We start from the raw sequence: 21,976 nt of genomic DNA on the forward strand, positions 1-21,976 counted from the left end.
GCACCCTATGCAGCTGAAATCGATTGAAACATTCACCACCCCCGATGTCGGCTTTGTGCGCGTCACAGCCCAAGACGGATCGCAAGGCTGGGGGCAGGTGTCGACCTATCATTCGGACATCACCTGTCAGGTTTTGCACCGGCAGGTGGCACCACATGTGCTGGGGCAAGACACCACCGATCTGGATGATCTGCTCGATATCGTGGCCGAGCGTGAACATAAATTTCCGGGCTCGTATCTGCGTCGCGCGATGGCGGGCGTGGATACAGCGATCTGGGACATGCGCGGCAAACAGCAGGGTAAATCTGTGGCCGAATTGCTGGGCGGCACACCGGGTTTGATCCGTGCCTATGCGTCGTCGATGAAGCGCGACATCACCCCCAAGGACGAGGCCGCGCGTCTAAAGCATCTGCGCGACACCCAAGGGTTTGACGCCTTCAAGGTGCGTGCAGGAGCAGAAGTCGGCCGTAACAAGGATGAATGGCCCGGCCGCACCGAAGAGATCATCCCCACCATGCGCCGAGAATTGGGCGATGATGTCGATCTGCTGATCGACGCCAACAGCTGCTATTCCCCCGACCGCGCGATTGAGGTGGGGCAGATGCTGCAAGACAACGGGTTTTCGCATTTCGAGGAACCTTGCCCCTATTGGGAGCTGGAGCAAACCAAGCAAGTCACCGATGCCCTTGATATCGACGTGACCGGCGGAGAGCAGGATTGCGACCTGCCAACATGGAAACGGATGATCGACATGCGCGCCGTTGATATCGTGCAGCCCGACATCCTGTATCTGGGCGGGATCAGCCGCACATTGAGGGTTGTCAACATGGCAGCAGCCGCTGGTCTGCCTGTAACGCCGCATTGCGCGAACTGGTCGCTGGTCACATTGTTCACCATGCATTTGCTGCGGGCGATCCCGAATGCGGGCAAATATCTGGAATTCTCGATCGAGGGGCCGGATTACTATCCGTGGCAATATGATCTGTTCGTCGAAACCCCCTATGCGATCAAGGATGGGCAGGCTTGTGTGACGGACGCGCCCGGTTGGGGTGTTGATATCGCACCAGAATGGCTTGCCCGGTCATCCTACCAGATCAGCGAACTGGAATAGGGCGCAGGAGCGGGCGAAGGTCAGGTTTCAAGCAGTATCGGTTGTAAGACGGTCTCAAAACGCGTGCTTATAATTAACGTCAGCCCTTGGCCGTTCAGTTGGAGACCCGTCTGAAAATGGCTTTTTAAAATTAATGTAACAATTTTGAAAAAATCCGCGAAAACCGCCTTGCAGCCCGCGCTCAACAGAGATAGCACACCCCTGCGGGATGGAGCAGTCCGGTAGCTCGTCAGGCTCATAACCTGAAGGTCGTAGGTTCAAATCCTACTCCCGCAACCAGAATTACAGAACCACCCGCAGCCTAAGCGCTGCGGGTGTTCTTGTTTGTACCAAGCGAAAGTAATTCCGCTAATTCCCCAACCAAACCAATGCACATTTCACCACCTTCTTCGGTGAGCCGGATCTCTGACCCGCTCGGCTTTGGCGCGGTCTTTTTTGACAGAGCCAGCAAGACGATTGAACTCTTCCTGATATGCGCGGGTAAATTTTGCAATGAGGTCGGGATGTAGTCGCTGGTCCTTGAGGCCCGCAAGAACGCGTGTCCCCAAATCTGTATTGACGATGGTCAGTCGATTATCACAGGTGCCTTTGTTGCGTGCGTTGGTGCACCCATAGTAAGCTTTGCCGACGAGAGTGAAGCCACCGCCGCATTGGCCGCAGGTCAAGAGGCCAGAGAAAAGATGTCTGAGGTCCCCATAGATTTGTAGACGCTTTGCCTGGTAATTTTGGTACCAAGGAGAGACAGATATGAACAAGGGAATTCGATTTACGGATGCGTTCAACCAGGGCGCTGTGGCACAGGTCGTGGAGCGCGGTTCTCGCGATATGTGCCTCGGCAAATTTTGTTTGCGGATGAGTACGTTCGCGGGACTGTATTATGTTGATCTAGCCCCCTCAGACCAAGAGGTTAGTTTTCAACGGGATAAGCCGGTATCAGACCCTCTTCTCAGATAGAGAGAACGGCATAGCGCCGTTCGCTGTGGGCGTCAGGTCCGCCATCCACATCACGAAAAGGTGGGCAGGGCGGCGGGGCTTGGAGGTGCGGGGCACCCTACAGTATGCGTTTGCATCGTCTGTTTTATGACAGTCGGGCGTAAAGCCCGTTTTGGGCGCGTAGGTCGTTATGTGTTCCCGCCTCAACCTTATACCCTGCCTCCATCACAATGATCTGATCCGCATGTTTCACGGTTTCGAGACGATGCGCTATGATCAGGGTCGTGCGGCCCTTTGAAAGCTGCTCTAGTGCCTGTTGAATATCGCGCTCCGTCTCGCGGTCCAACGCGGATGTTGCCTCGTCGAGAATGAGGACTGGCGGATTTTTGAGAAAGGCGCGGGCGATGGCGACGCGTTGTTTCTGACCACCCGACAACATCACGCCACGCTCACCAACAACTGTATCGAGGCCATCGGGTAAACGCGCGACAAGTGTGCTCAACTGTGCGTTCTCAACCGCGGCACTCAGCTCTGCCTCACTGGCACCTAGCTTGCCGTACAGGATGTTGTCACGCAAGGTTGAGCCGAACAGGAACACGTCCTGCGACACCAGTCCAATCTGGGACCGCAGACTGTTCAGCGTCATGTCTGCGATGTCGGTTCCGTCGATGGTTATTCTTCCGCCGGTCGGATCATAAAACCTTGGCAACAATGCCAATAGCGTCGTTTTTCCGGCGCCAGACGGTCCGACAAAGGCCGCGGTTTCACCTGCATTTACTGTGAATGTAACGTTATGGAGGACTGGCAAAGGGCTGTCATAAGCAAAGGATACATTCTCGAACCGCACCTCACCGTTTGCTACCGGTACCGCGCGGGCGTCCGGGCGATCGCTTACGTCGCATTCGGTTGCCAAAAGCTCAACATATCGCTGAAACCCTGCGATGCCACGCGGATAGGTCTCAATCACGGCGGCGATTTTTTCCAGCGGGCGGAAAAACACGCTTACCAGCAGCAAAAAACCGACAAACCCGCCAGTGGTCAATGTCCCCTGAAGTACAAAGCCCGCGCCTGCGACCATCACCACAACCTGCACGAAACGCAGGCCCATATATTGTATAGCACTGGCTTTCGCCATGATGGCGTAGGCCGATAGTTTGGTATCGCGATATGCGGCATTGTCTCGGGCAAACAGCTCTTCTTCGTGGCGCTCGTTGCCAAAGGCCTGCACCACGCGGATGCCGCTGATCGCCTCCTCTAGCCGGACGTTAAAAGCCCCGACGCGCGCGTATATATCACGCCAAGAGCGGGTCATGCGCGCACCGTAAACGGCAACGACCCAGACCATCAGCGGAACAATCACGACGGTAATCAGAGCAAGGGTGACATGCAGATTTACCATCAACAAAAATGCCCCGACAAAAGTCATCACAGCAATGAAAAGGTCTTCGGGACCGTGATGGGCTACCTCCCCAATTTCTTCGAGATCGCGGGTGACGCGGGCCACCAGTTTGCCGGTGCGTGCACGGTCGTACCAGCGCCATGACAAGCGGGTAAGATGGGCAAAGGCGCGGCGACGCATTTCCGTTTCGATCTCAATACCAAGCCGATGCCCCCAATAAATCACGATCCCCATGAGAAGCGTGTTGAATACATAGACCATCAACAACCCGATTGCGGCCAGAACCGTCAGCCCCCAATCGCCAAGCGGCAAAAGATGGTCGATGAACCCGGTGATGGCGAGGGGAAAAGCCAGTTCGAGAAGACCGGAGAGAACGGCCGAACCGAAATCGATCCAGAACAGGCGTGTATGCGGTCGGTAGTATTCAAAAAATTGGCGAAGCATTGGGCTGGCTTTCAAATGAATGTATTTTCGGTCAAAGAGGGTGAACAACAGGGCTAGGCTGGGCATTGATGACCTGCATGGGCAAGCCATAGATACGCTGAAGGGCATCGGGGCTGAGCAATTCTTTCACCTCGCCCTCAAGCACGACACGCCCTGCATCGAGCGCAACGACATGATCGCAGAACCGCACAGCCATGTTGACGTCATGCAAGACGACAACGGCAGAGAGCGCGCCTGTGCGCACCGTCTGGCGTAACAGGCCCAGCACTTCGATTTGGTGGGCCACATCCAGCGCTGAAATCGGTTCGTCCAGCAACAAAGTCCGCGCGCCCTGCGCAAGCATCATGGCGATCCAAGACCGCTGTTTTTCTCCGCCTGACATGGTGTCGACAATCTGGTCGCGCTTGTCCTTCAGGCCGCATTGCGACATCGCCGCGTCAATCAGGCGGTGGTCCTCGGGTCCCAGACGCCCCAGAGCACCGCGCCATGGATAGCGCCCAAGCGCGACGAGTTCGCTCAGCAAAAGCCCCTCGGTTGGGGGCGTCACCTGCGGTAGAAAGGCAAGGTCGCGGGCAAAATCCTTTGTCTTCCAGTCCCGCAGGTCTTTCCCCGCATACTGGATGGCTCCGGCGCTTGGCCGGGTCTGGGCGGCGAGCATTTTCAGTAGGGTCGATTTTCCCGATCCGTTGCGCCCGACAAGCGCCGTGATCCCTGTCTCGACAGACAGGGACAGGCTATCGACAAGCCGCCGGTTGGGCACATCGAAACTGACGTTATCTAGCGTAAAAAGAGTCATGCATGTCTCCGTCCAAGAAGGGTTATGAACAGCCAGGGCGCGCCGATCAGCGTCGCAAAAAGCCCAAGCGGCAGATCATAAGGGTAGCTGGCTGTGCGTGCGCCAAAGGCTGCGAGGCACATCAACAGCGCGCCCAGACACCAGCTTGCGGCCAGAAAGGGTGCGGGACGCAACAGGCCAAGGCTACGCGCAATATGCGGGGCCATCAGACCAATGAAACTGACCGGGCCAACCAGAACGCTTGCCGCGCCGGTGGCCAGTCCCGTCGCAAGCACAAGGCCAAGCCGCACCCGCCCGACCGGCAACCCCACACCGCGCGCGACATCTGCGCCTAAGGGCAGGATGTCGAACCAACGAGAAACCAAAAGCGCCCCGCCCAAGCCTATCACCGCCATGACCGACAGGGCCAGCGCGCCGGAAACAGTGGCGCGCGCAGCGCTGCCTGCAAGCCAGCCCAAAAGCGACCAAGCGCGCGGATCGCCTGAGGCCATGATGGCGGCCAACAGCGCCGAAGCAAAAGCCCCAACAGCCAAGCCCGCCAGCAAAAGCCGCGCCGGGGCCATGTCGGCGCGTGTGGCATAGGCAGATAGAATAATCAGCGTGACCGCCGCCCCCGCAGAAGATCCTAATGCAAGGGCAAAGGACGAAGGGGCAGGAAACAGAAACAGGGTGGCGGCATAGCCCAACGCCGCCCCGCCCGTGACCCCAAGAACCTCGGGTGCGGCCATGGGATTAGCGGTCACACGTTGCAACACCGCCCCCGATAGCGCCAATAGCGCCCCGGCAGAGGCCGCCGCCAAAATGGCCGTGGCGCGCAGGGGAAGGAAAGTGGCGGCGATTTCACCTGAGATCATTCCCCACCCGTCCGGCCCACGGCCGCCAAACAGGCTTAGGCCTGTCAGGACTAGCGTCGCACAGATCATCAAAGCAACCCGTTGCCATGGGTGTTTGGCGCGCGGCGGCAGCGTATCATTGCGTTCGGTTTCGGGCGGTACGGTGTTGCGCAGCTTGGGCAGCAAAGCGATCAAAACTGGCCCGCCGATCAACCCGGTCAATGCCCCGGTTGGCAATGTAGGCCCACCAAAGGCCACAAGCGCCATGAGCCCGCTATCAACGACAGACAACAGGACCGCCCCGGCAAACGGTGACGCCAGCAGCACCTGCGTGACAGATCGCGCGCCAAGACGTCTTGCCAGCGCCGGAGCGGCCAGCCCGACAAAACCGACAAGACCAACCTCGGCGGTGACCATACCGGACAGGACCACCGCAAGCGTCAGCGCAGCAACCCGTATCAGGCCAACCCGGGCGCCCAGTGCTTTGGCCGTAGCCCCGCCAAGGCTGAGAACCACCAACGGACGCACCAAAAGCGCTGCCCCCGCTCCGCCAAGGATCAAAACCCGGATCAGCCGAAACACCCCGTGCCAACTGTCTTGTGACAGGGCACCACCATTCCAGATAACCAGCGACAGAAGGTAATGCCCTTGCCCCAAGGTGAGTGCCGTGGAGATGGCAGAGGCGAGCATCCCCACCAACATCCCTGCGATTGTCACAGTGACGGGCGCAAAGCCACGCCGGGCCGCAAGTGCCATGACGATCAAAGCCGACAGGCCACCGCCAAATAGCGCGACAGGACCGCGCCCAAACGCCAGAGCTTCGGGCCAGAGAAGGGTGGCGAAAACCAGCGAAAGCTGGGCACCGGAGGCAACGCCGAGCGTGGTCGGATCGGCAAGCGGATTGCGTAGGACCGCCTGCATCAAAGCGCCGGACAGGCCGAGTAATGCGCCAATTATCAGCGCGATCACCGCGCGTGGTATCAGGCCAAAGGCAAAGAAAATCTGCTCAGGCAAAAGGGCATCTGAATCTGCAAAGGGCAGAACCCATTGTGAAAAGGGCAGCGCATTCAACGCCGCGATACTCCACAAGGCAGCCGAGCATAGAGTGGCAACAAGAAACAGACGGCTCATTTGTGTTCCAAAGCTGTCACAAGGTGATCGGCAAAGCGCAGTGCCGAGGGCGCGCCACCAAAGGGTGTCTTGTCGTTCAGATGTAAAACACGTCCGGCGCGCACAGGTTTCAGAGCGGACCAGAGCGCGCTTTGCTCGATGGCCCGGCGTGCAGAGACGGGTAACGCCCCGACAACAACCAGTCGCGCCTCAGGAAAGGCGATAAGTTTCGACAGTGGTACGGGGGCGTTGAAGGCAAATTCAGTGCCGCCGCTCCAGGCATTTGAGAGACCGATCCTAGTCAATGCCCCACCATAGATGCTGTCGGTCCCGTAGATTTGAACATGGCGGGCGTCTCCGACCGTCATCAGAATGCAAGGCCTGTCCGCATATTCAGCGGCCCGTTTTGCCAATTGATCGAATGCGGTTTCGTACTCGCCACGGATCTGTTGGCCGCGGGACCCGAGGTTCAGATGCTCTGCCAAGGCTTCCATGGCGAATAGCACCTTGGGCAGGGTCGGTTCTTGGGGGACAAATAGCTGCCGCGTGTAAACCGGCGCGATACGCTCCAGTTGAGGCTCAACGAAACTGTAGAAATTAGAGGAGAGGATAAGCTCGGGGGCGACGAGGCTCAGCGCTTCGAGATTGGGGGTGCCACGAAGTCCGACGTCGGCACAGTCCTTTGGGAGTGTGACGGAAGACGCCCGGACGAACTGTCGCTTTTCTGCCAGTGCCACCAAAGGCAGATGCAAAGCCGCCGCCGTTTCCGCCATCGCCCAATCGATTGCCGCGATGCGCGGCTGGTTGGTTGCCCGCGCAGATGATGCCACAAGAGCCGAAGCTCCTGTGGCAAGAAACGCGCGACGCGTTAGAGGCATCAGAGGCTGTTTTACCACTTTTTGGAGAACGTCGCAGAGACCGTGCGACCGTCGCCGTAATAGGTGGAAAAATAGCCGACAGAAGACACATAGGCCTCGTCGGTCAGGTTGGTCACATTCAGTTGAAGCTCGCTGCCGTTGCCGAAATCATAGGATACGGCCGCGTCCAATAAGGTGACGGAGGCAAGACTATTGGTGTTGGCATTGAATGCGTAGCGCTCACCGATGTAACGCGCGCCTGCACCCACAGTAAGACCCGCAAGCGGACCATTCTGAACCTCTTTAGACGCCCACAGCTTGAACGTGTTTTGCGGTGTCAGGCCCAATTCATTGCCATTATTGTCACCGCTTATGATTTCGCTGTCCGTATAAGAGTAGCCGCCAGTTAAGCTCCAGCCATTCACAAAATTGGCACGGCCTTCCAGCTCAAGCCCGCGGATGCGGGATTTTCCGACCTGATCATAGACCCGCACCCCGGCACCATTCTGGACATAAACGGCACGGTTCTTTTCATCCAACTGGTACAGCGACGCGGAGAGGTAGGCGTCGATGGTGGCGGGCAAGTATTTTGCCCCGACTTCCCACTGTTCACCTGTCGTCGGATCAAGCGCCGTGCCGGAATCACCAGGTTCGGCAAAGCTTTGGAACGAGGTGCCGTAGGACATATAGGCCGAAACACCGTTGTCCCAAACATAGCCAAGGCTCGCTTGACCTGTGGTGGCACTATCGTCGCGCGTCAGATTGGTGCTGCCTGGATAGCTGCCGGAACCTGGAATGACGTACAGTGTTTCGGACTGACCCTCTGCTTTGTTTTGATCGTGACGCAGGGCCAGACCTGCGCGCCAGTTCCCAAACTCCAGCTCATCGCCAACATAGATACCAACCTGTTCCACGGTCACGTTTTTATCAGCCGACCAGGTTGTGCCGTTCTGAACGGATGTGATGGGGGAATAATCAGGATTGGTATAATCGATGGTATCCTGACCGTAGTAAAAGATACTGGATGCGGTTTCCTTAAACCGGCTTACATCAAAACCAAAGGTAAGGTTGTGCAGCACATTTCCGGTGTAGGCCTCGCCCTCGAGCCGGATGTCGGTGGCGTAGGAGGTCACATCCTCGTCTTGCAACAATTGCGTGCGCGCCACATCGTTGCCTGTAACCGCCCCCACCGAGAGGTTGGAATAGGACCAGTCGAATTTTGTGACCCCCGTGTTGCTTACAAGCCGCCAGCCATTGTCGAACTCGTGGGTGATCTGAGCGCCCAGATTGAAAGTCTTGCGGTCGCCGTATTCCAGCGCTTCGTTGCCGAAATAGAAATCGCGCAACTGCTCGCTCGAACTGGTCCCCACCAGTGCACTCGGCACACCAGCCGGTGAATCCGGGTCATCATTTTGGAAGGACCCCATGAATTCAATCGTCGTGGCATTTGTCGGCAGATACTTAGCGGCAAAGCCCAGATAGCCACCGGGATTGTCATATTCGTCGATGCCCAAGACACGGTTGCCTGCCTTACCAACAACGCGATAGGCAAACTGATCGTTCACCACGCGGTTGGCATCTCCGAACGCATAATAAGAGCCGTTGCTATCAACTTGCAGCCCCGCCTCGTTTGTATCGCCATCAAACTGCGCACGTTTTTGGATCAGGTTCACAAGACCCGCCGGAGAGCCCGCACCGTAGAGCACCGAGTTCGGACCGCGCAAAAGCTCTACCCGCTCCATGCCGTATAGATCCAGCGAGGGCGCACCATAATCCGGCTTGGTCGAGCGGCTGAAATGCAGCCCGTTCAGATAGATCTGGTTTTGCAAATCCGCCCCGCGGACCGCGATCGAGTCAAACCGCGGGTCGGCACCATAGGCCTCGGTTACGACGCCCGCAGAATAGCCAAGCGCCTCTGACAGGTTGTTGGCCGCCGTGTCTTCGATCTGGTCCGTGGTCACCACTGTGATCGATGACGGCGTTTCCAGCAAAGAGCGTCCGCTTTTTGTTGAGGCCGTGGTCCCTGCCGCATAGCCCACCACCGGGCCGGTTGGGTCTTCTTCAGACTGAATGACAATCACGCCAAGGTCGATGGCGTCCTGTGCCTGTGCAATGCCAGCCGTCAGGGCCAATGCACTTGTGCCGAGCATAAGGAAAAATGTAAATTTCATGTTAGTTTATCTCACTGTTCATTTTTCCGAGTAATTAGATCAACTATTAAACGGGGTCTTGAACGTATCCGCCGTCATTTGTGCCAATCCGCTGGAAAGTGATCTCTTGGCTATCGCGCCGCCATTGCGAGGGCGGTAGGCCGACAGAGCGGCGAAACACCCGCGACAGATGGGCCTGATCGGAAAATCCAGTTGCCACTGCGATATCAGCCAGAGGACGCTGGGGGTCTGCCATCATTTTCTTTGCAGCAACAACGCGACACTCAGCGATCCAGCGTTGCGGTGAAACGCCAGCCGATTGTTTGAAGACCCGACTAAACCAACTCTCGGAAAGCCCCACCACCTTCGCAAGCTCGGCCACTCCGACTGATCGGGCCATGTTTTGTGTCATGTGATGCTCAATCGCAGCCATGTGCTGAGGCGGCAGGCCGCCGGATATTTGCGCATTGGCATCCAACCGTGGTTCAATCACTGCTCCCAAGAGCGCCTGCAACAACCCTTCCAACACGAGCGCCCCACGTTGGGGGGTCTCGACTTCGCGCGCAGCAAGGCGCGCCAGGGTCAGCAAAGCGCTGTCGTCAGGGGCAAACACCGCGCGTTGCGGGAGGTCCTGCACACCGACGGCCATGAGCCGCGCCTGCAATGCAGCGGCATCAAAATGGAAATCGATGTGGCTCAGGTGCTGCGCTTTGCCCAGCCTGCTCCAAAGCGGCACACCTGCCGGCACGAAAAACGCCCGCGTGCCAAGGCTGCCGATGGTGCCTTCCGCAGTTTTCAGGGCCATTGAGGGTGGCACCTCATCTAGAAAAACGACGAGACGCGGATCAGGCGCGGTATAAAAACCACCGCCGCCCTGATCCCCCGCGACATGCCAGACATCGGCAACCGCCCCCGAAAGGGACCGGAACCTCAAAGGTTTGATCGTGCGTAAATTACGCGTCTGTGCCTCCATACGGGGGAGGAACGCCCGCGGGATGCGCAGGGATGGCAGGGGTGCGGAGGGCATAATGATGACTTGGTAAGGTGTCTACTAGGATGAGATTATTCTTTCCTGACAAAAACAATAAGATAAGTCAATGCTGCCAATTATCGTGGTAAACGCATAAAGCAACAGACTTCTGAGAACGGCGGGCAGCATGCCCCCTCCGCGCGGCACTGCTGCAGACAGTCGCGCTTTGTGATATTCGTTGCAGGCCCGCGAGTGACTTTGTGACCCGCGCCCCATGTTCCGTCCAGCTTGCGCGGGTGAATGCAGACTTCCGCGCCGCCAAGAAGACGCTTGAAGAGGTGAGGTTGCTATTGGCCAAGATTGGCGGGATTTTAGGAGCCGATCTGTCGGGCAATATAAGCAAACTTCCAGACCTGGCTCGACGCCTCAAAATGGCGATTGGGGCGGGAAGTCTTTCACAGGAAAGATCCACGGAGAGCCGAGAAAAACGCGGGAAAAATAAAAACAACGATAATACAAAGAGTTGAGTGGTTCTCGCGCCATTTTCGCGGAGAAAAAATGATTACCCGCAGAAGATCGTTTTTATCTAATTTTTATGCCGCGGGACAATCCCGCCCCAAGCGGTAAATACACCAACCCAAAGGACCCAAAAATGAGCAACGTATGTCTCGGAAGTCCGTCAAAACCACACGTAAAAACCGCAACGAAGTGCCGATGAGCGCAGCAATGCAAGCCGCGATGTTTAAGATCGCGAATGTTGGCGCGGGCATGGCCACACAAGAGGACGCGACACAAATGGCCGTGCGCAAAGCGATTGCCGAAACGGTGGAGGAATGGATCACATTCCTAACCAAGAATGCTCGGGAAGCGGTCGATAATTTCTACTACGAGGTCTGCATGCTGGCGACCGCTGGCAATCGCCGCCGGATCGCAAAACACAGCCCTATGCCTGAGGGCGTCTTTGAGCGGGTTGAAGATGATCTGTGTGAGCAGAATGAAGAGGCACAACGCGAGGTGGAGCAGCATCAAAATGTGGACGATGACGCCAAAGAGCTGATCGCGCAATAACCGTCAGCCGCCGACAGCCAAGAAAGTTCGCCAAAGTCCAACTCCCCTTTCCGCAACCAAATTCATCGAACCCTCAGATTGTTGATATATGTCAGCGTCTGAGGGGTTCGTTTACCCCCCCTTACAGTAATCAGTATGTCGCCAAGCCCCTCGACGGTACGCTTACCAGCGCCTTTGTCACTTAGTTCGTCCACTTATTCTGGACCAGCAGAGATGTCAGTGGAAATCCCGCGATTTCGGGATGATCCGTGCGTTGCGAGGGTGAGAGGGCGCACCGTTGGGGAGCGGCTTGCGAACTTCATCTGCGCGCGCGAGGGGGACGTCCATAACGTCGTTTGAAAGCCGGTCCAGCGCATCGCTGCGATCTGCCAGCTTATGCGCCACGACATGGATCACCTCATCGCTACGCTGCACCATTCCTGAGATATGCATCAGGCGGGATTGCATGATGACCTTGCGAAATAACGCCATCACCTTGGGCCAAACAACCAAGTTGGCGACACCTGTTTCATCCTCCAAGGTGATGAAACATACCCCCTTGGCACTGCCGGGGCGCTGGCGGATCAGCACAATACCGGCAAGCGATACGGGTTGCCCGTTGCGCATCTGGGTCAGGCTGGCGGCGGGAACATAGCCTTGTCGGTCCATGCTGCGCCGGAAAAAGGCCATCGGATGGGTTTTAAGGGATAATCGCAGTGTCTGGTAATCCGCAACGACATGTTCGCAGGTGGGCATCTGCGGCAAGGCGAATGCGGTCTCGACCCCTTCGTCTTGGGCGTCTTGGAACAGGGGCAGGTCAGGCGCGTCGCGCAAGGCCCGCGCATCCCAAAGCGCCTGCCTTCGGTCAAGGACCATCGACCGGAACGCATCTGCCGCGGCAAGCTTGCGGATCGTGCCTGCGTCCAGCCGTGCAAGGGTTTTGATTTCCTTGAGGTCGCGAAAGGGGCCCCCGCGTGCTTTTACCAAACGTTCCGCCATCATTTGCGACAGGCCATCTATTTGTCGCAGGCCTAGACGTACGGCAAACCTTAACGGCCCCATGGGTTCGAGCGTCGTGTCCCAGTCGCTGAAATTCACATCGGGTGCACGGACCTCGACACCATGTTCGCGGGCGTCGCGTACGATCTGTGCGGGGGCGTAAAACCCCATCGGTTGCGCGTTCAGCAGGGCAGCGCAGAACACATCCGGATAGTGGCACTTGATCCAACTGGATATATAGACGAGCAGGGCAAAGCTTGCCGCATGGCTTTCGGGAAAACCATAATCCCCGAACCCCTTGATCTGGTTGAAACACCGGTTTGCAAACTCAGGGTCATACCCGCGGCCGATCATGCGCCCGACCATTTTGTCTTCCAACGCGCCGATTGTGCCACGAGACCGGAAAGTCGCCATGGCCTTGCGCAGCTCGTTTGCTTCTTTGGGGGAAAACTCGGCCGCGACCATAGCGATCTTCATAGCCTGTTCCTGGAAAATCGGAACGCCCAGCGTCCGGCCCAGAATATTTCTCAACTCATCGGGATCGTGGTCAGGGCCGGGGGATGGGTATTCAACTGCTTCTTTACCGCTGCGTCGCCGCAGATAGGGGTGCACCATGTTGCCCTGAATGGGGCCGGGTCTGACAATGGCGACCTGCACCACCAGATCGTAAAACTGGCGCGGTTTCAGGCGGGGCAGCATGTTCATTTGCGCCCGGCTTTCGACCTGAAATGTGCCGACGCTGTCGCCCTTGCACAGCATGTCATAGACCTTTGGGTCTTCCTTGGGGACCGTCGCCAAATCGAACCGCTGCCCGTGATGCGCTGCGATCAGATCGAACGCCTTACGGATGCAGGTCAGCATGCCCAACGCCAGAACATCGACCTTGAGAATGCGCAGCTCGTCGATGTCGTCTTTGTCCCACTCAATAAAACTGCGGTCCTTCATCGCACCGTTGCCGATGGGGACGGTGCGGGTCAGCGGGGTTTCTGTCAGAATAAAACCACCGACATGCTGCCCCAAGTGGCGCGGCATCCCGATCATCATATCGGCCAGCTTGATCGTGCGCGCAATAAGCGGGTCGCGCAGGTCAAGTCCGGCCTCTGCGGCTTCTTTTTCGCCGACTTCTCGGCCCATGCTACCCCAGATCGTCTTGGCCAAGGCCGATGTGATGTCCTCGGACAGGCCCATTACTTTGCCCACTTCGCGCAGGGCCATGCGGGGGCGATAATGGATGACAGTGGCGCAAAGACCGGCCCGGTCGCGCCCGTATTTGTTGTAGATGTGCTGGATCACTTCCTCGCGCCGCTCGTGTTCGAAATCGACGTCAATATCGGGGGGCTCAATGCGTTCCTCGCTGATGAAGCGTTCGAACAGCAGGTCGTTTTTGTCGGGATCGACCGCAGTGATACCCAGCACATAGCACACGGCGGAATTGGCGGCAGAGCCACGCCCCTGACACAGAATGGGGGGGCTTATCTCGTGTCGCGCAAATTGGATGATGTCGTATATCGTTAGGAAATACTGCGCGATGTCGAGCTTGCCGATCAGGGCTAGTTCCTTCTGCAACCCGGCGCGCACCTTGTCGGGTGTCCCCCCCAGATAGCGTTCTGCGGCCCCTTTCCAAGTCAGCTCTGTCAGATACTCTTGCGGGGTCCGGCCCGCTGGAATTGTTTCTTGCGGATATTCGTAAGACAGTTGGCGCAGGTCGAATGTGCAGGCATCTGCAACCGCGCGGGTGGCGCGGATCGCATGAGGCCATTCGGCAAAAAGATCGACCATCTGCACAGGCGATTTCAGGTGACGCTCCGCATTTGCGGCCAGTAGAAATCCAGCTTTGGTGATGGTTGTTTTGTTCAGGATGCAGGTCATCACGTCCTGCAAAGGGCGACGGTCCGGCGCATGATAATGCACGTCATTTGTGGCCAAGATCGCCAGACCATGCTCTTTGGCCAGATGATCCAACCGGTTGATCCGTGCCCGGTCGTCGCCGCGGTACAGATAGCTTGCAGCGACATGGCGCAGGGTGGGCAGGGCGCGGGTGAGGGTTGACAGTCTGGCGGCAAACTGGCCGAGGTTCTCATCCGGTAGAATGATTAGTTGGATGCCGTCTGCGTTGGCTGCCAGATCCATAAGGCTGATGTCGCAGGCCCCCTTTGACTGCCAATCGCCGTTTTTGTCATGCATCTTGCCACGCGATAACACTTCGCAAAGCTGCCCATAAGCGTCGCGGTCCCGTGGATAGGCCAAAAACTCCTCGCCGGTCACAAGCTTCAGACGCGCGCCGATGATGGGCCGCAGGCAGGCTTTTCGCGCTTCGGCATGAATGCGCACAACGCCTGCCATTGTGTTCAGATCGGCCACGCCAAGCGCATCATGCCCTTGCGCCCAAGCGGTCGCGCATAAATCCACGGCATCCGATGCCCCGCGCAGGAACGAAAAACAGGTGCTAACGCCAAGCTCGACAAAGGCGGCGCGTGGATTGGGGGTGAACCCGTCTGTATCAAGGGTGCGCCGGGGGCGCTGATTGTCCATCTCGGGCATTATGCGAACATCCCATGGATGAACCACCGGGGATCGCCGCCACGCCCGTCCTCATGCAGCCCCTCTCGGTACAACCACAGGCGTTTGCCAAACTGGTCCTCGATCTTGAAATAGTCGCGCAGCCGTGTGCCGGGGCGGTCTTTCCACCATTCCGGTGCAATGCGTTCGGGGCCGACATAGCGGGCAACCTTGTGGGTTTGCCGCCGCCAGATGAATTGGGCGGGGGGGCCTTCGGGAACGGCATAGACGACGCGCACCTCTTCTGGTGAGGATAGCAACCGGATAGGGCGTTCGCGGGGTAATGTCAGAGTTATATCCTGCGCCGTGTTCAGCGCAGGGGCCATCCTTTCTGCGCGCTCGGGCAGGTGACTGGCGTGAAGCACAGGATGCTTGACCGACCGATCTCCAAAACGGGCCACCAGACGGTCAATCAGTTGCGCAATCTGCAGTTCCTCGTCCGATCCGCCACCCAGCCGGTTCTGTACAATGGCGACGGGTTCAACCGTTTCTGCCTCCAGCGTGATCAGGTCAAAGCCAAAGCCGGGCTTGATCCGCTCCAGCTTGTCATCGAAAAGACGGGCGAGGTGGGCGGGATCGCGACTGGGCGCTGCAATGGCCGCCGCGATCGTGCTGACCTCGCCGTCGGTGCGGTAGACGCTTAAGGATAGACGACGGCAGCCCAACCCATGGTGGATCAACTGATTGCAAAGGTCCTCACAAAGGTCCGGCAGATAGGCCGTTGGATCTTGGATCGGTTCGGGCAGTGGTGTTTGCGCCTTGATCCTTGGCCGGGTCTCCTTGCTGGCGACAGGTTCGGCCAGATGCCCCATGGCCTGATCAAGCCTGAGCAGCGGGTTGGCGCGCAGGGCCTCGCGGGCAAAGCGGCGGGTCAGAGACAGGCGCGGCACATCGGCGATGGCACCAATGGTCTTGAGGCCGAGACGGCGCAGCAAGATCAGGGTGGCTTCGTTCAGGCGCAGCGCGGAAACGGGCAGGGGCGCAAGTTGGGTCGGTAATCGTTCGGCGGGGCAAATCGCTCTGACCTGCCCGTATCGCGCCAGCGCCCATGCCGCCCCCCATGTCGGCGCAACCGCCACCCGAGAGGTGAGACCCAGAAACGACAGGCGCTGTTCCATCTCGATTAACATGTCCGCCTCACCGCCCATCAAATGATCGGCACCGGTTGTATCCAGTATCAGCCCGTCCGCACCGTCCACGACTGTCCAAGGGCACCAGCGTCGCGCCCAGAGCATGAGGCGGTTCAGGGCAATCTCGTCCCCGGCGAGATCGGCGTATTCAACGCGCAGATCGGGGCAGGCGGCTTTGACATCCACGACGCGGGCACCAAGGTGGACCCCGACAAGGCGCGCCGGACGATTGGCCGCATGGATGATCGGGCCGTGCTGCCCCTCGCAGGCCAGAACAACGGCCACGTCATCGGGTGGCGCGGCGCTTTGCCTCTCCATCGTTCTTTGCCATCGGTCCATCGCGAAATGGGGAAGATATATCGACACGATCCGCCGCCCTGTCATGGGTTGCGATCCATGTGCCGGGCTGGGTATGGCGTGCGCGGAACAGTTCGACCTGCCAGCGCGGGTCGCCGGGGGCTTTGGGGTCGTGCGGATGGGGCAGGGACGGCAGCGATGTCACACGCCACCGGTTTCGCGCGGCGCTGAGGTCGGGCGATGCCGCGCGCCGGACCAGCCAGCAGGGTATTCCGTAGCGTTCTGCCCGTATCACCAGCCGTTTGGTGGCGGTGAAATCCAGTGCCTTGGGGTCGCCCCATATTTCGCCGATCACCGCGGCAAGGGACGTGCATCTGAGCCCTTCTTCCATCGCCCACAGAACATCGACGGGACGGTTTACATCGATACGGATGATGGGACGTTTCGGTAAACCCGGCAGGTAGGGGTGACCTGTCTCTTGCCGTGACAGTCGGTCTTGGACCCAGAAAACAGGGGCGCTGCTGACGGGAAGTTTGGACAGTAAAAAACCCAAACCTGCTGTATCGGTGGCCGCTGTCGGAAAAATTTCCGACAGCGTGTGCCATTGCGTCTGCGCAGGCCCCGAACTGGGCCCGTTGCTGAGTTTGCGTATATTTGTAGGTTTGCACGACACAGATGATTCCATATGTTCACTATATGTTCTAATTCAAATGTGGGGGTGTTGGCAACTTGCGATCCGGCAAGCCGTGCAGTGAAAAGGGGCTGCGCGCCGGGCAGGCAGCCTTGGGTTTTCGCTTGCGGGGCTAGAGTGGGACCCGCTTTTAGGGCGCATTGTCTTTCATGAATGGCAAGTCTGTAACCGTGACCTGACGGGGGGCACCATCTTGCACGATCATCAAATCATGTGGGTCATAGTCGCGGGCGGTCGAGATCATTCCGACACCGATGTTGCTGGCAAAACGGGGGGAGTAGATAAAATCGCTGAGCAGGCCGACAACACGCCCGTCGCTGGTTTTAATGTCCAGCGGATGGGCGCAGTTTTCCACTGGCGTGCCGGACAGGAAAAAGCCCGCGCGCAGTCGTTTTGGCCCCTCGTCTTTTATCTTTCGCAGGGCTGCTTTGCCGACAAAATCCGCCTCGGTGTCAAAATCAACGAGCTTTCCCAATGAAATCTCAAACGGGTTGCAGGGGTTTGTTTGCAAGCGGCCATCCGCACCGTAAGAGACCAACCCGCTCTCGATCCGCTCAAGGTCATTGGGGGCACCGGGGCGGATGCCATAGGGCGCGCCTGCCGTTTTGACGATGTTCCACAAGTCACACCCGCGCGCGCCATCTTGGAGGTACAGCTCAAACCCGCCCTGTTTGGACCATCCCGACCGTGCCAGTACCAAGGGAATGCCCAGCAATTGGGTTTGCTTGAACCCGAAGTATTTCAGATCCTTCACCCAGTTGCCAAACAGATCGGCAACCACGGCTTCGGCCTTGGGCCCTTGAATGGCCAGCGGCGATACGTCCGGCTCGAACACTTGCACATTCATGCCGCGTTCCGCCGCGATGGCGCTGGCCCATAGGGCGATATCGCTGTCCGCGATTGACAGCCAAAACCGGTCGGGGGCCAGCATCAGCAGCACCGGATCATTGATCAGATTGCCTGCGTGATCGCATATCGGGACATAGCGGCCCTGGCCAACCTTGGTTTTCGTGATGTCCCGCGTTGTGAGGTATTGCACCAGCTTTGCCGCATCCGGCCCTACGATTTCGACCTGCCGCTGCGCTGCCACATCCCACATTGCAACGCCATTCATCAGGCTGTCATATTCGGCCGCGGGGTCGCCAAAATGCGCCGGAATGAACATGTGATTGTAGACTGAAAAACACGCCACACCATCCGCGACAGTGGCATCAAAATACACCGATTTTCTATTATTGGGGCCAATGCCGATCTGATATGTCACGTAGGTACTTCCTGCAGTTTCTGCGCCATCCGTTTCGCCGGCACCATATGGTTACTTACTGCATCAAGGGGGCAAACTATTCAACGTTTTGGCAAAAGCTTGCAGGTGAATTATGGACCCTTTTAACATTCGCATTAGCGAAGCACTGCAAAGGCACGGGGGATACATCTGCCGCTAGCTGCGCTTAATCCGCGTTGAAATGATTGTCATAGTCGCTGACCAGCAACCGCGTGGGGGCCGCGTCCTCAACAATCCGGGAAAACCGGGCAATTGGTTCGTGAAAGATATTATCCGTCTCGTCATCATTGACGGTGCTGACCTCGCCAATCAACACATCCGCGCCTTCGCCCCAAAAGGCGTGCCAGTCGCCGGGGCGCAAGGTGACGCTTTGCCCGGGGGCAAGGCGCAGTTTGTCGCCAGCGTCGAAGGTCACCCATTGACCGTCGCACATCACTTGCCCCCCGGCATCGGGGTCCAGTCGCCCTGCGGCATTCGAGCCAAACAGTTCGACCACCAGCGTGCCACCGCCGCGGTTGATGATGTCTTCGGCTTTGATCTTGTGGGTGTGCATGGGCGACAGTTGATCCTGACGCGAAATAAGCAATTTTTCGGCATAGCACATGCCGCGGCCCGCATTCAGATCAGCCAGCACACCATTGCGCAATGTGAACAGAACAAGGCCCATTTCGTCAAACCGCCCCGCACCGTAATCGGTCACATCCCAGCCGCAGCGGGCGTCGATCAGATGTGCCGCACTGTGCCTGTGGGCGGTAAAATCAGCAGGCGACCAATCGGCAAAGGGCGGCAGCACAAAGCCGTGTCGCGCGATCATATCGCCCGCTTGGGCCACAAGGGTGTTGATGGTGGAACGTTTCATCCGCGATCCCGCTCGGACTGTGTTTGCTCGAGAGAGGCAAACTGCGTGGTAAAGAAATACTGGCTGAAAATCGGGCCGCACGCGGCCCCAAGCGCGCGTGCTTCGCCACCAATAACACCCTCTTCGATGGCGGGTAAAAGCAAGCCGCGACTGTCTTCTGCGGGCAGCTTGGCAGTGACGGCGGCGACCAAGCGGTGTCGCACATCAGGGGGCAGCGCGCCGTCAATCACCACGGCCTCAAAGTCGATGACCGCGCAAACTGACATGCACGCCTGTGCAATGGCATGGGCCGATCCGTCAATCCAATCCTCAACCTCTGCCGGATAGGCCGACCAATCTTGCGGCTGTTTCCAAAGATCACGGGGGTCATGTCCGGCTGTCGACAGGGCGCTTTCCAGAACATGGACCGAGGCCACATCCAACAATTGTTTGGTGCGCCCCGCGCGGTCGCCGACGCGCAACGGGCCAAATGCGCCAGCATTGCCCCTGTTGCCCTCATAAACAGACTGATTAAGAACGATGCCGCCGCCGATGAAAGTCGAGACGAAAAAATAGGCGTAGTCGTGGAATTCACGGCCACGGCCATAGACATGTTCGGCCCAGCAGGCGCTGGTGGCGTCGTTCAGCATGAACACCGGAAGGTCCGTAAAACGGGCAATCTCCTCGTGAAATGTCAAATCCTTCCAGGACAGAAATTCCTCGGGAGTGTTCCCATTCGACGCGCCCCATTTCCAAATCTCGAAGGGGGCCGCGATGCCAAATCCACACAGCTGCGCCGCTGCTTTAGGGCGAATTTCGACAAGCGCGTCGGCATAGCTTGTCGCCAAGAACTCAAAAATCGTCTGGGGGAGGGCGATCTCATAGGTCAGGCTGCGCTTGAACAAGGTCGCACCGCACATATCCATCACAATCAGATCGCAGCTTCGACGACCCAGCTTACACCCGATGGACAAAGCGCCCATCGGATTAAGCGTAATCGGGACAGACGGTTTGCCGACCTTGCCACGCACGGGTTTGCCCTGTTGCGTCAGCCCATCGTTTTTCAGCTTTCGCAAAATGACGGATACGGTTTGGGCGGACAGGCCTGTTAGGCGGGCCAGATCACTGCCGGGCATCGCGCCATGACGCTGAAGCTGCGACAGGACCAGCCGCTCGTTATGGTTGCGCAGTCCTTTTTGGTTTGCGCCGTGGCCCAAAGGACGTATCGCGGTGTAATCATTCATGCTGCGCGCTCAACTTATCCAAATCCATTTATAAAACTGCAGCGATATAATTAATAAGTCAAGTTTACTTATTAATTGACAGGCGCGGGGTTTAGTTGAATTTTAATCCTGTCGTCGCGGTTGATTCGCCGCGCTGTTTGAAATTCTGGGAGGAATAGCATGAACAAACTTATCGCAGGGACCGCATTGGGTCTGATCGCACTGGCAAGCACCGCATCTGCCGGCAGCCACGCCGTTTCGGCATGTCTGATCACCAAAACGGACACAAACCCGTTCTTCGTAAAAATGCGCGAAGGCGCAGAGGCTAAAGCCGCTGAGTTGGGCATGGAGCTTAACTCCTATGCTGGCAAGATCGACGGGGACCACGAAACACAAGTCGCCGCGATCGAGACATGCATCGCCAGCGGTGCCAAAGGCATTCTGCTGACGCCATCCGATACGTCCTCAATCGTGCCTGCCGTGCAGCAAGCCCGCGATGCAGGTCTGTTGGTCATCGCGCTGGATACGCCGCTTGACCCGATCGATGCCGCCGATATGACATTTGCCACGGATAACTTTCTTGCTGGTGAACTGATCGGCCAATGGGCCGCCGCCGCCTTGGGTGATGATGCAGCGAATGCGAAAATTGGGATGCTTGATCTGGCCGTGAGCCAGCCCACCGTTGGCGTTCTGCGCGATCAGGGTTTCTTGCAAGGTTTTGGCATTGATCTGGGCGATCCCAATAAATGGGGCGACGAAGACGATGCGCGCATCGTGGGCAATGATGTGACCGCCGGTAACGAAGAAGGCGGCCGCAAAGCCATGGAAAACCTTCTGGCCAAGGATCAGGGCATCAATGTTGTCTATACCATCAACGAACCTGCCGCTGCCGGTGCCTATGAGGCGCTTAAGGATATTGGCCGCGAGAATGACGTGTTGATCGTATCGGTCGATGGCGGTTGCCCGGGTGTTCAAAACATCGAGGACGGCGTTATCGGTGCCACGTCGCAGCAATATCCGCTGCTGATGGCATCAAAAGGGATCGAAGCAATCGCAGCTTTTGCCAAGGATGGCACAAAGCCACAAGCCAGCGAAGGCAAGGATTTCTTTGACACTGGCGTAGCACTTGTGACCGACAAGCCGGTTGACGGCGTCGAAAGCATCAGTGTCGCTGAAGGCAAGAAGCTTTGCTGGGGCTGATACAGCCACGGTAAAAATATAACGTCAGTCGGGCGGAAAATACGCGCCCGACTGAAACAGACGAAATGAGGGTGATTGCCACTCTCGCATTGGGGATTTGGGGGAGA

Annotated in this window: 17 protein-coding genes and 1 tRNA gene; 5 read left to right on the top strand and 13 right to left on the bottom strand. The window is 57.9% G+C overall.

The features are described from left to right. Positions 1 to 7 precede the first annotated feature (7 nt). Both AADJ11_RS05940 and AADJ11_RS05945 read left to right on the top strand, forming a co-directional pair. Positions 8 to 1,111, top strand: coding sequence for a mandelate racemase/muconate lactonizing enzyme family protein (locus AADJ11_RS05940; protein ID WP_341233602.1), 1,104 nt, complete (start codon positions 8 to 10; stop codon positions 1,109 to 1,111). Between the two features lie 202 nt (positions 1,112 to 1,313). After that, positions 1,314 to 1,390: transfer RNA gene (locus tag AADJ11_RS05945), tRNA-Met, on the top strand. 98 nt (positions 1,391 to 1,488) lie between these two features. On the opposite strand, the gene AADJ11_RS05950 is transcribed toward AADJ11_RS05945, so the two are convergent. The 7 genes from AADJ11_RS05950 to AADJ11_RS05980 all read right to left on the bottom strand — a co-directional run bounded on the left by AADJ11_RS05950 (position 1,489) and on the right by AADJ11_RS05980 (position 10,660). After that, positions 1,489 to 1,950, bottom strand: a complete 462-nt coding sequence (locus tag AADJ11_RS05950; RefSeq protein ID WP_341233603.1) for a zinc ribbon domain-containing protein — start codon at positions 1,948 to 1,950, stop codon at positions 1,489 to 1,491. A gap of 239 nt (positions 1,951 to 2,189) precedes the next feature. Then, complete coding sequence (locus AADJ11_RS05955; RefSeq protein ID WP_341233604.1) at positions 2,190 to 3,887, bottom strand: ABC transporter ATP-binding protein; 1,698 nt, start codon at positions 3,885 to 3,887, stop codon at positions 2,190 to 2,192. 31 nt (positions 3,888 to 3,918) lie between these two features. Beyond that, entirely contained in the window at positions 3,919 to 4,683 is a 765-nt protein-coding gene (locus AADJ11_RS05960) for an ATP-binding cassette domain-containing protein (protein ID WP_341233605.1), read from the bottom strand. Next, positions 4,680 to 6,647, bottom strand: coding sequence for a Fe(3+)-hydroxamate ABC transporter permease FhuB (gene fhuB, locus AADJ11_RS05965; protein ID WP_341233606.1), 1,968 nt, complete (start codon positions 6,645 to 6,647; stop codon positions 4,680 to 4,682). Before fhuB ends, AADJ11_RS05960 begins: the two co-directional genes overlap by 4 nt. Next, the gene (locus AADJ11_RS05970) at positions 6,644 to 7,504 is read right to left on the bottom strand and encodes an ABC transporter substrate-binding protein (protein ID WP_341233607.1); all 861 of its coding nucleotides are present in this window, start codon (positions 7,502 to 7,504) and stop codon (positions 6,644 to 6,646) included. The genes fhuB and AADJ11_RS05970 overlap by 4 nt, the downstream gene beginning before the upstream one ends. A gap of 11 nt (positions 7,505 to 7,515) precedes the next feature. Then, a complete protein-coding gene (locus AADJ11_RS05975) occupies positions 7,516 to 9,654 on the bottom strand; it encodes a TonB-dependent siderophore receptor (protein ID WP_341233608.1) in 2,139 nt (712 codons plus the stop codon). A gap of 46 nt (positions 9,655 to 9,700) precedes the next feature. After that, positions 9,701 to 10,660 (bottom strand): AraC family transcriptional regulator, encoded by a 960-nt coding sequence (locus AADJ11_RS05980; RefSeq protein ID WP_341233609.1) that lies wholly within the window; start codon positions 10,658 to 10,660, stop codon positions 9,701 to 9,703. Positions 10,661 to 10,863: 203 nt separating this feature from the next. Here AADJ11_RS05980 and AADJ11_RS05985 point away from each other — a divergent pair, with 203 nt between their 5' ends. Both AADJ11_RS05985 and AADJ11_RS05990 read left to right on the top strand, forming a co-directional pair. After that, positions 10,864 to 11,130, top strand: a complete 267-nt coding sequence (locus AADJ11_RS05985) for a hypothetical protein (protein ID WP_341233610.1) — start codon at positions 10,864 to 10,866, stop codon at positions 11,128 to 11,130. 136 nt (positions 11,131 to 11,266) lie between these two features. After that, positions 11,267 to 11,671, top strand: coding sequence for a hypothetical protein (locus AADJ11_RS05990; protein WP_341233611.1), 405 nt, complete (start codon positions 11,267 to 11,269; stop codon positions 11,669 to 11,671). Positions 11,672 to 11,887: 216 nt separating this feature from the next. On the opposite strand, the gene AADJ11_RS05995 is transcribed toward AADJ11_RS05990, so the two are convergent. The 6 genes from AADJ11_RS05995 to AADJ11_RS06020 all read right to left on the bottom strand — a co-directional run bounded on the left by AADJ11_RS05995 (position 11,888) and on the right by AADJ11_RS06020 (position 20,690). Beyond that, entirely contained in the window at positions 11,888 to 15,190 is a 3,303-nt protein-coding gene (locus AADJ11_RS05995; protein WP_341233612.1) for an error-prone DNA polymerase, read from the bottom strand. Further along, positions 15,190 to 16,656, bottom strand: coding sequence for a DNA polymerase Y family protein (locus AADJ11_RS06000; protein ID WP_341233613.1), 1,467 nt, complete (start codon positions 16,654 to 16,656; stop codon positions 15,190 to 15,192). The genes AADJ11_RS05995 and AADJ11_RS06000 overlap by 1 nt, the downstream gene beginning before the upstream one ends. Continuing rightward, positions 16,625 to 17,308, bottom strand: coding sequence for a hypothetical protein (locus AADJ11_RS06005; protein WP_341233614.1), 684 nt, complete (start codon positions 17,306 to 17,308; stop codon positions 16,625 to 16,627). Before AADJ11_RS06005 ends, AADJ11_RS06000 begins: the two co-directional genes overlap by 32 nt. Positions 17,309 to 17,456: 148 nt before the next feature. After that, positions 17,457 to 18,590 carry a glycine cleavage system protein T gene (locus AADJ11_RS06010; RefSeq protein WP_341233615.1) on the bottom strand — a complete coding sequence of 378 codons (1,134 nt, stop codon included), beginning with the start codon at positions 18,588 to 18,590 and terminating at the stop codon, positions 17,457 to 17,459. A gap of 184 nt (positions 18,591 to 18,774) precedes the next feature. Next, on the bottom strand, positions 18,775 to 19,467 hold the full coding sequence (locus AADJ11_RS06015) for a D-lyxose/D-mannose family sugar isomerase (protein WP_341233616.1): 693 nt from the start codon (positions 19,465 to 19,467) through the stop codon (positions 18,775 to 18,777). Continuing rightward, entirely contained in the window at positions 19,464 to 20,690 is a 1,227-nt protein-coding gene (locus tag AADJ11_RS06020; RefSeq protein WP_341233617.1) for an ROK family transcriptional regulator, read from the bottom strand. The genes AADJ11_RS06015 and AADJ11_RS06020 overlap by 4 nt, the downstream gene beginning before the upstream one ends. A gap of 159 nt (positions 20,691 to 20,849) precedes the next feature. Between AADJ11_RS06020 and AADJ11_RS06025 the strand changes: the two genes are divergently transcribed. Next, positions 20,850 to 21,869 (top strand): sugar ABC transporter substrate-binding protein, encoded by a 1,020-nt coding sequence (locus AADJ11_RS06025; protein WP_341233618.1) that lies wholly within the window; start codon positions 20,850 to 20,852, stop codon positions 21,867 to 21,869. Positions 21,870 to 21,976: the final 107 nt, after the last annotated feature.

The sequence above is a fragment of the uncultured Sulfitobacter sp. genome (genome assembly GCF_964021855.1).
In the GTDB taxonomy this organism is placed as follows: domain Bacteria; phylum Pseudomonadota; class Alphaproteobacteria; order Rhodobacterales; family Rhodobacteraceae; genus Sulfitobacter.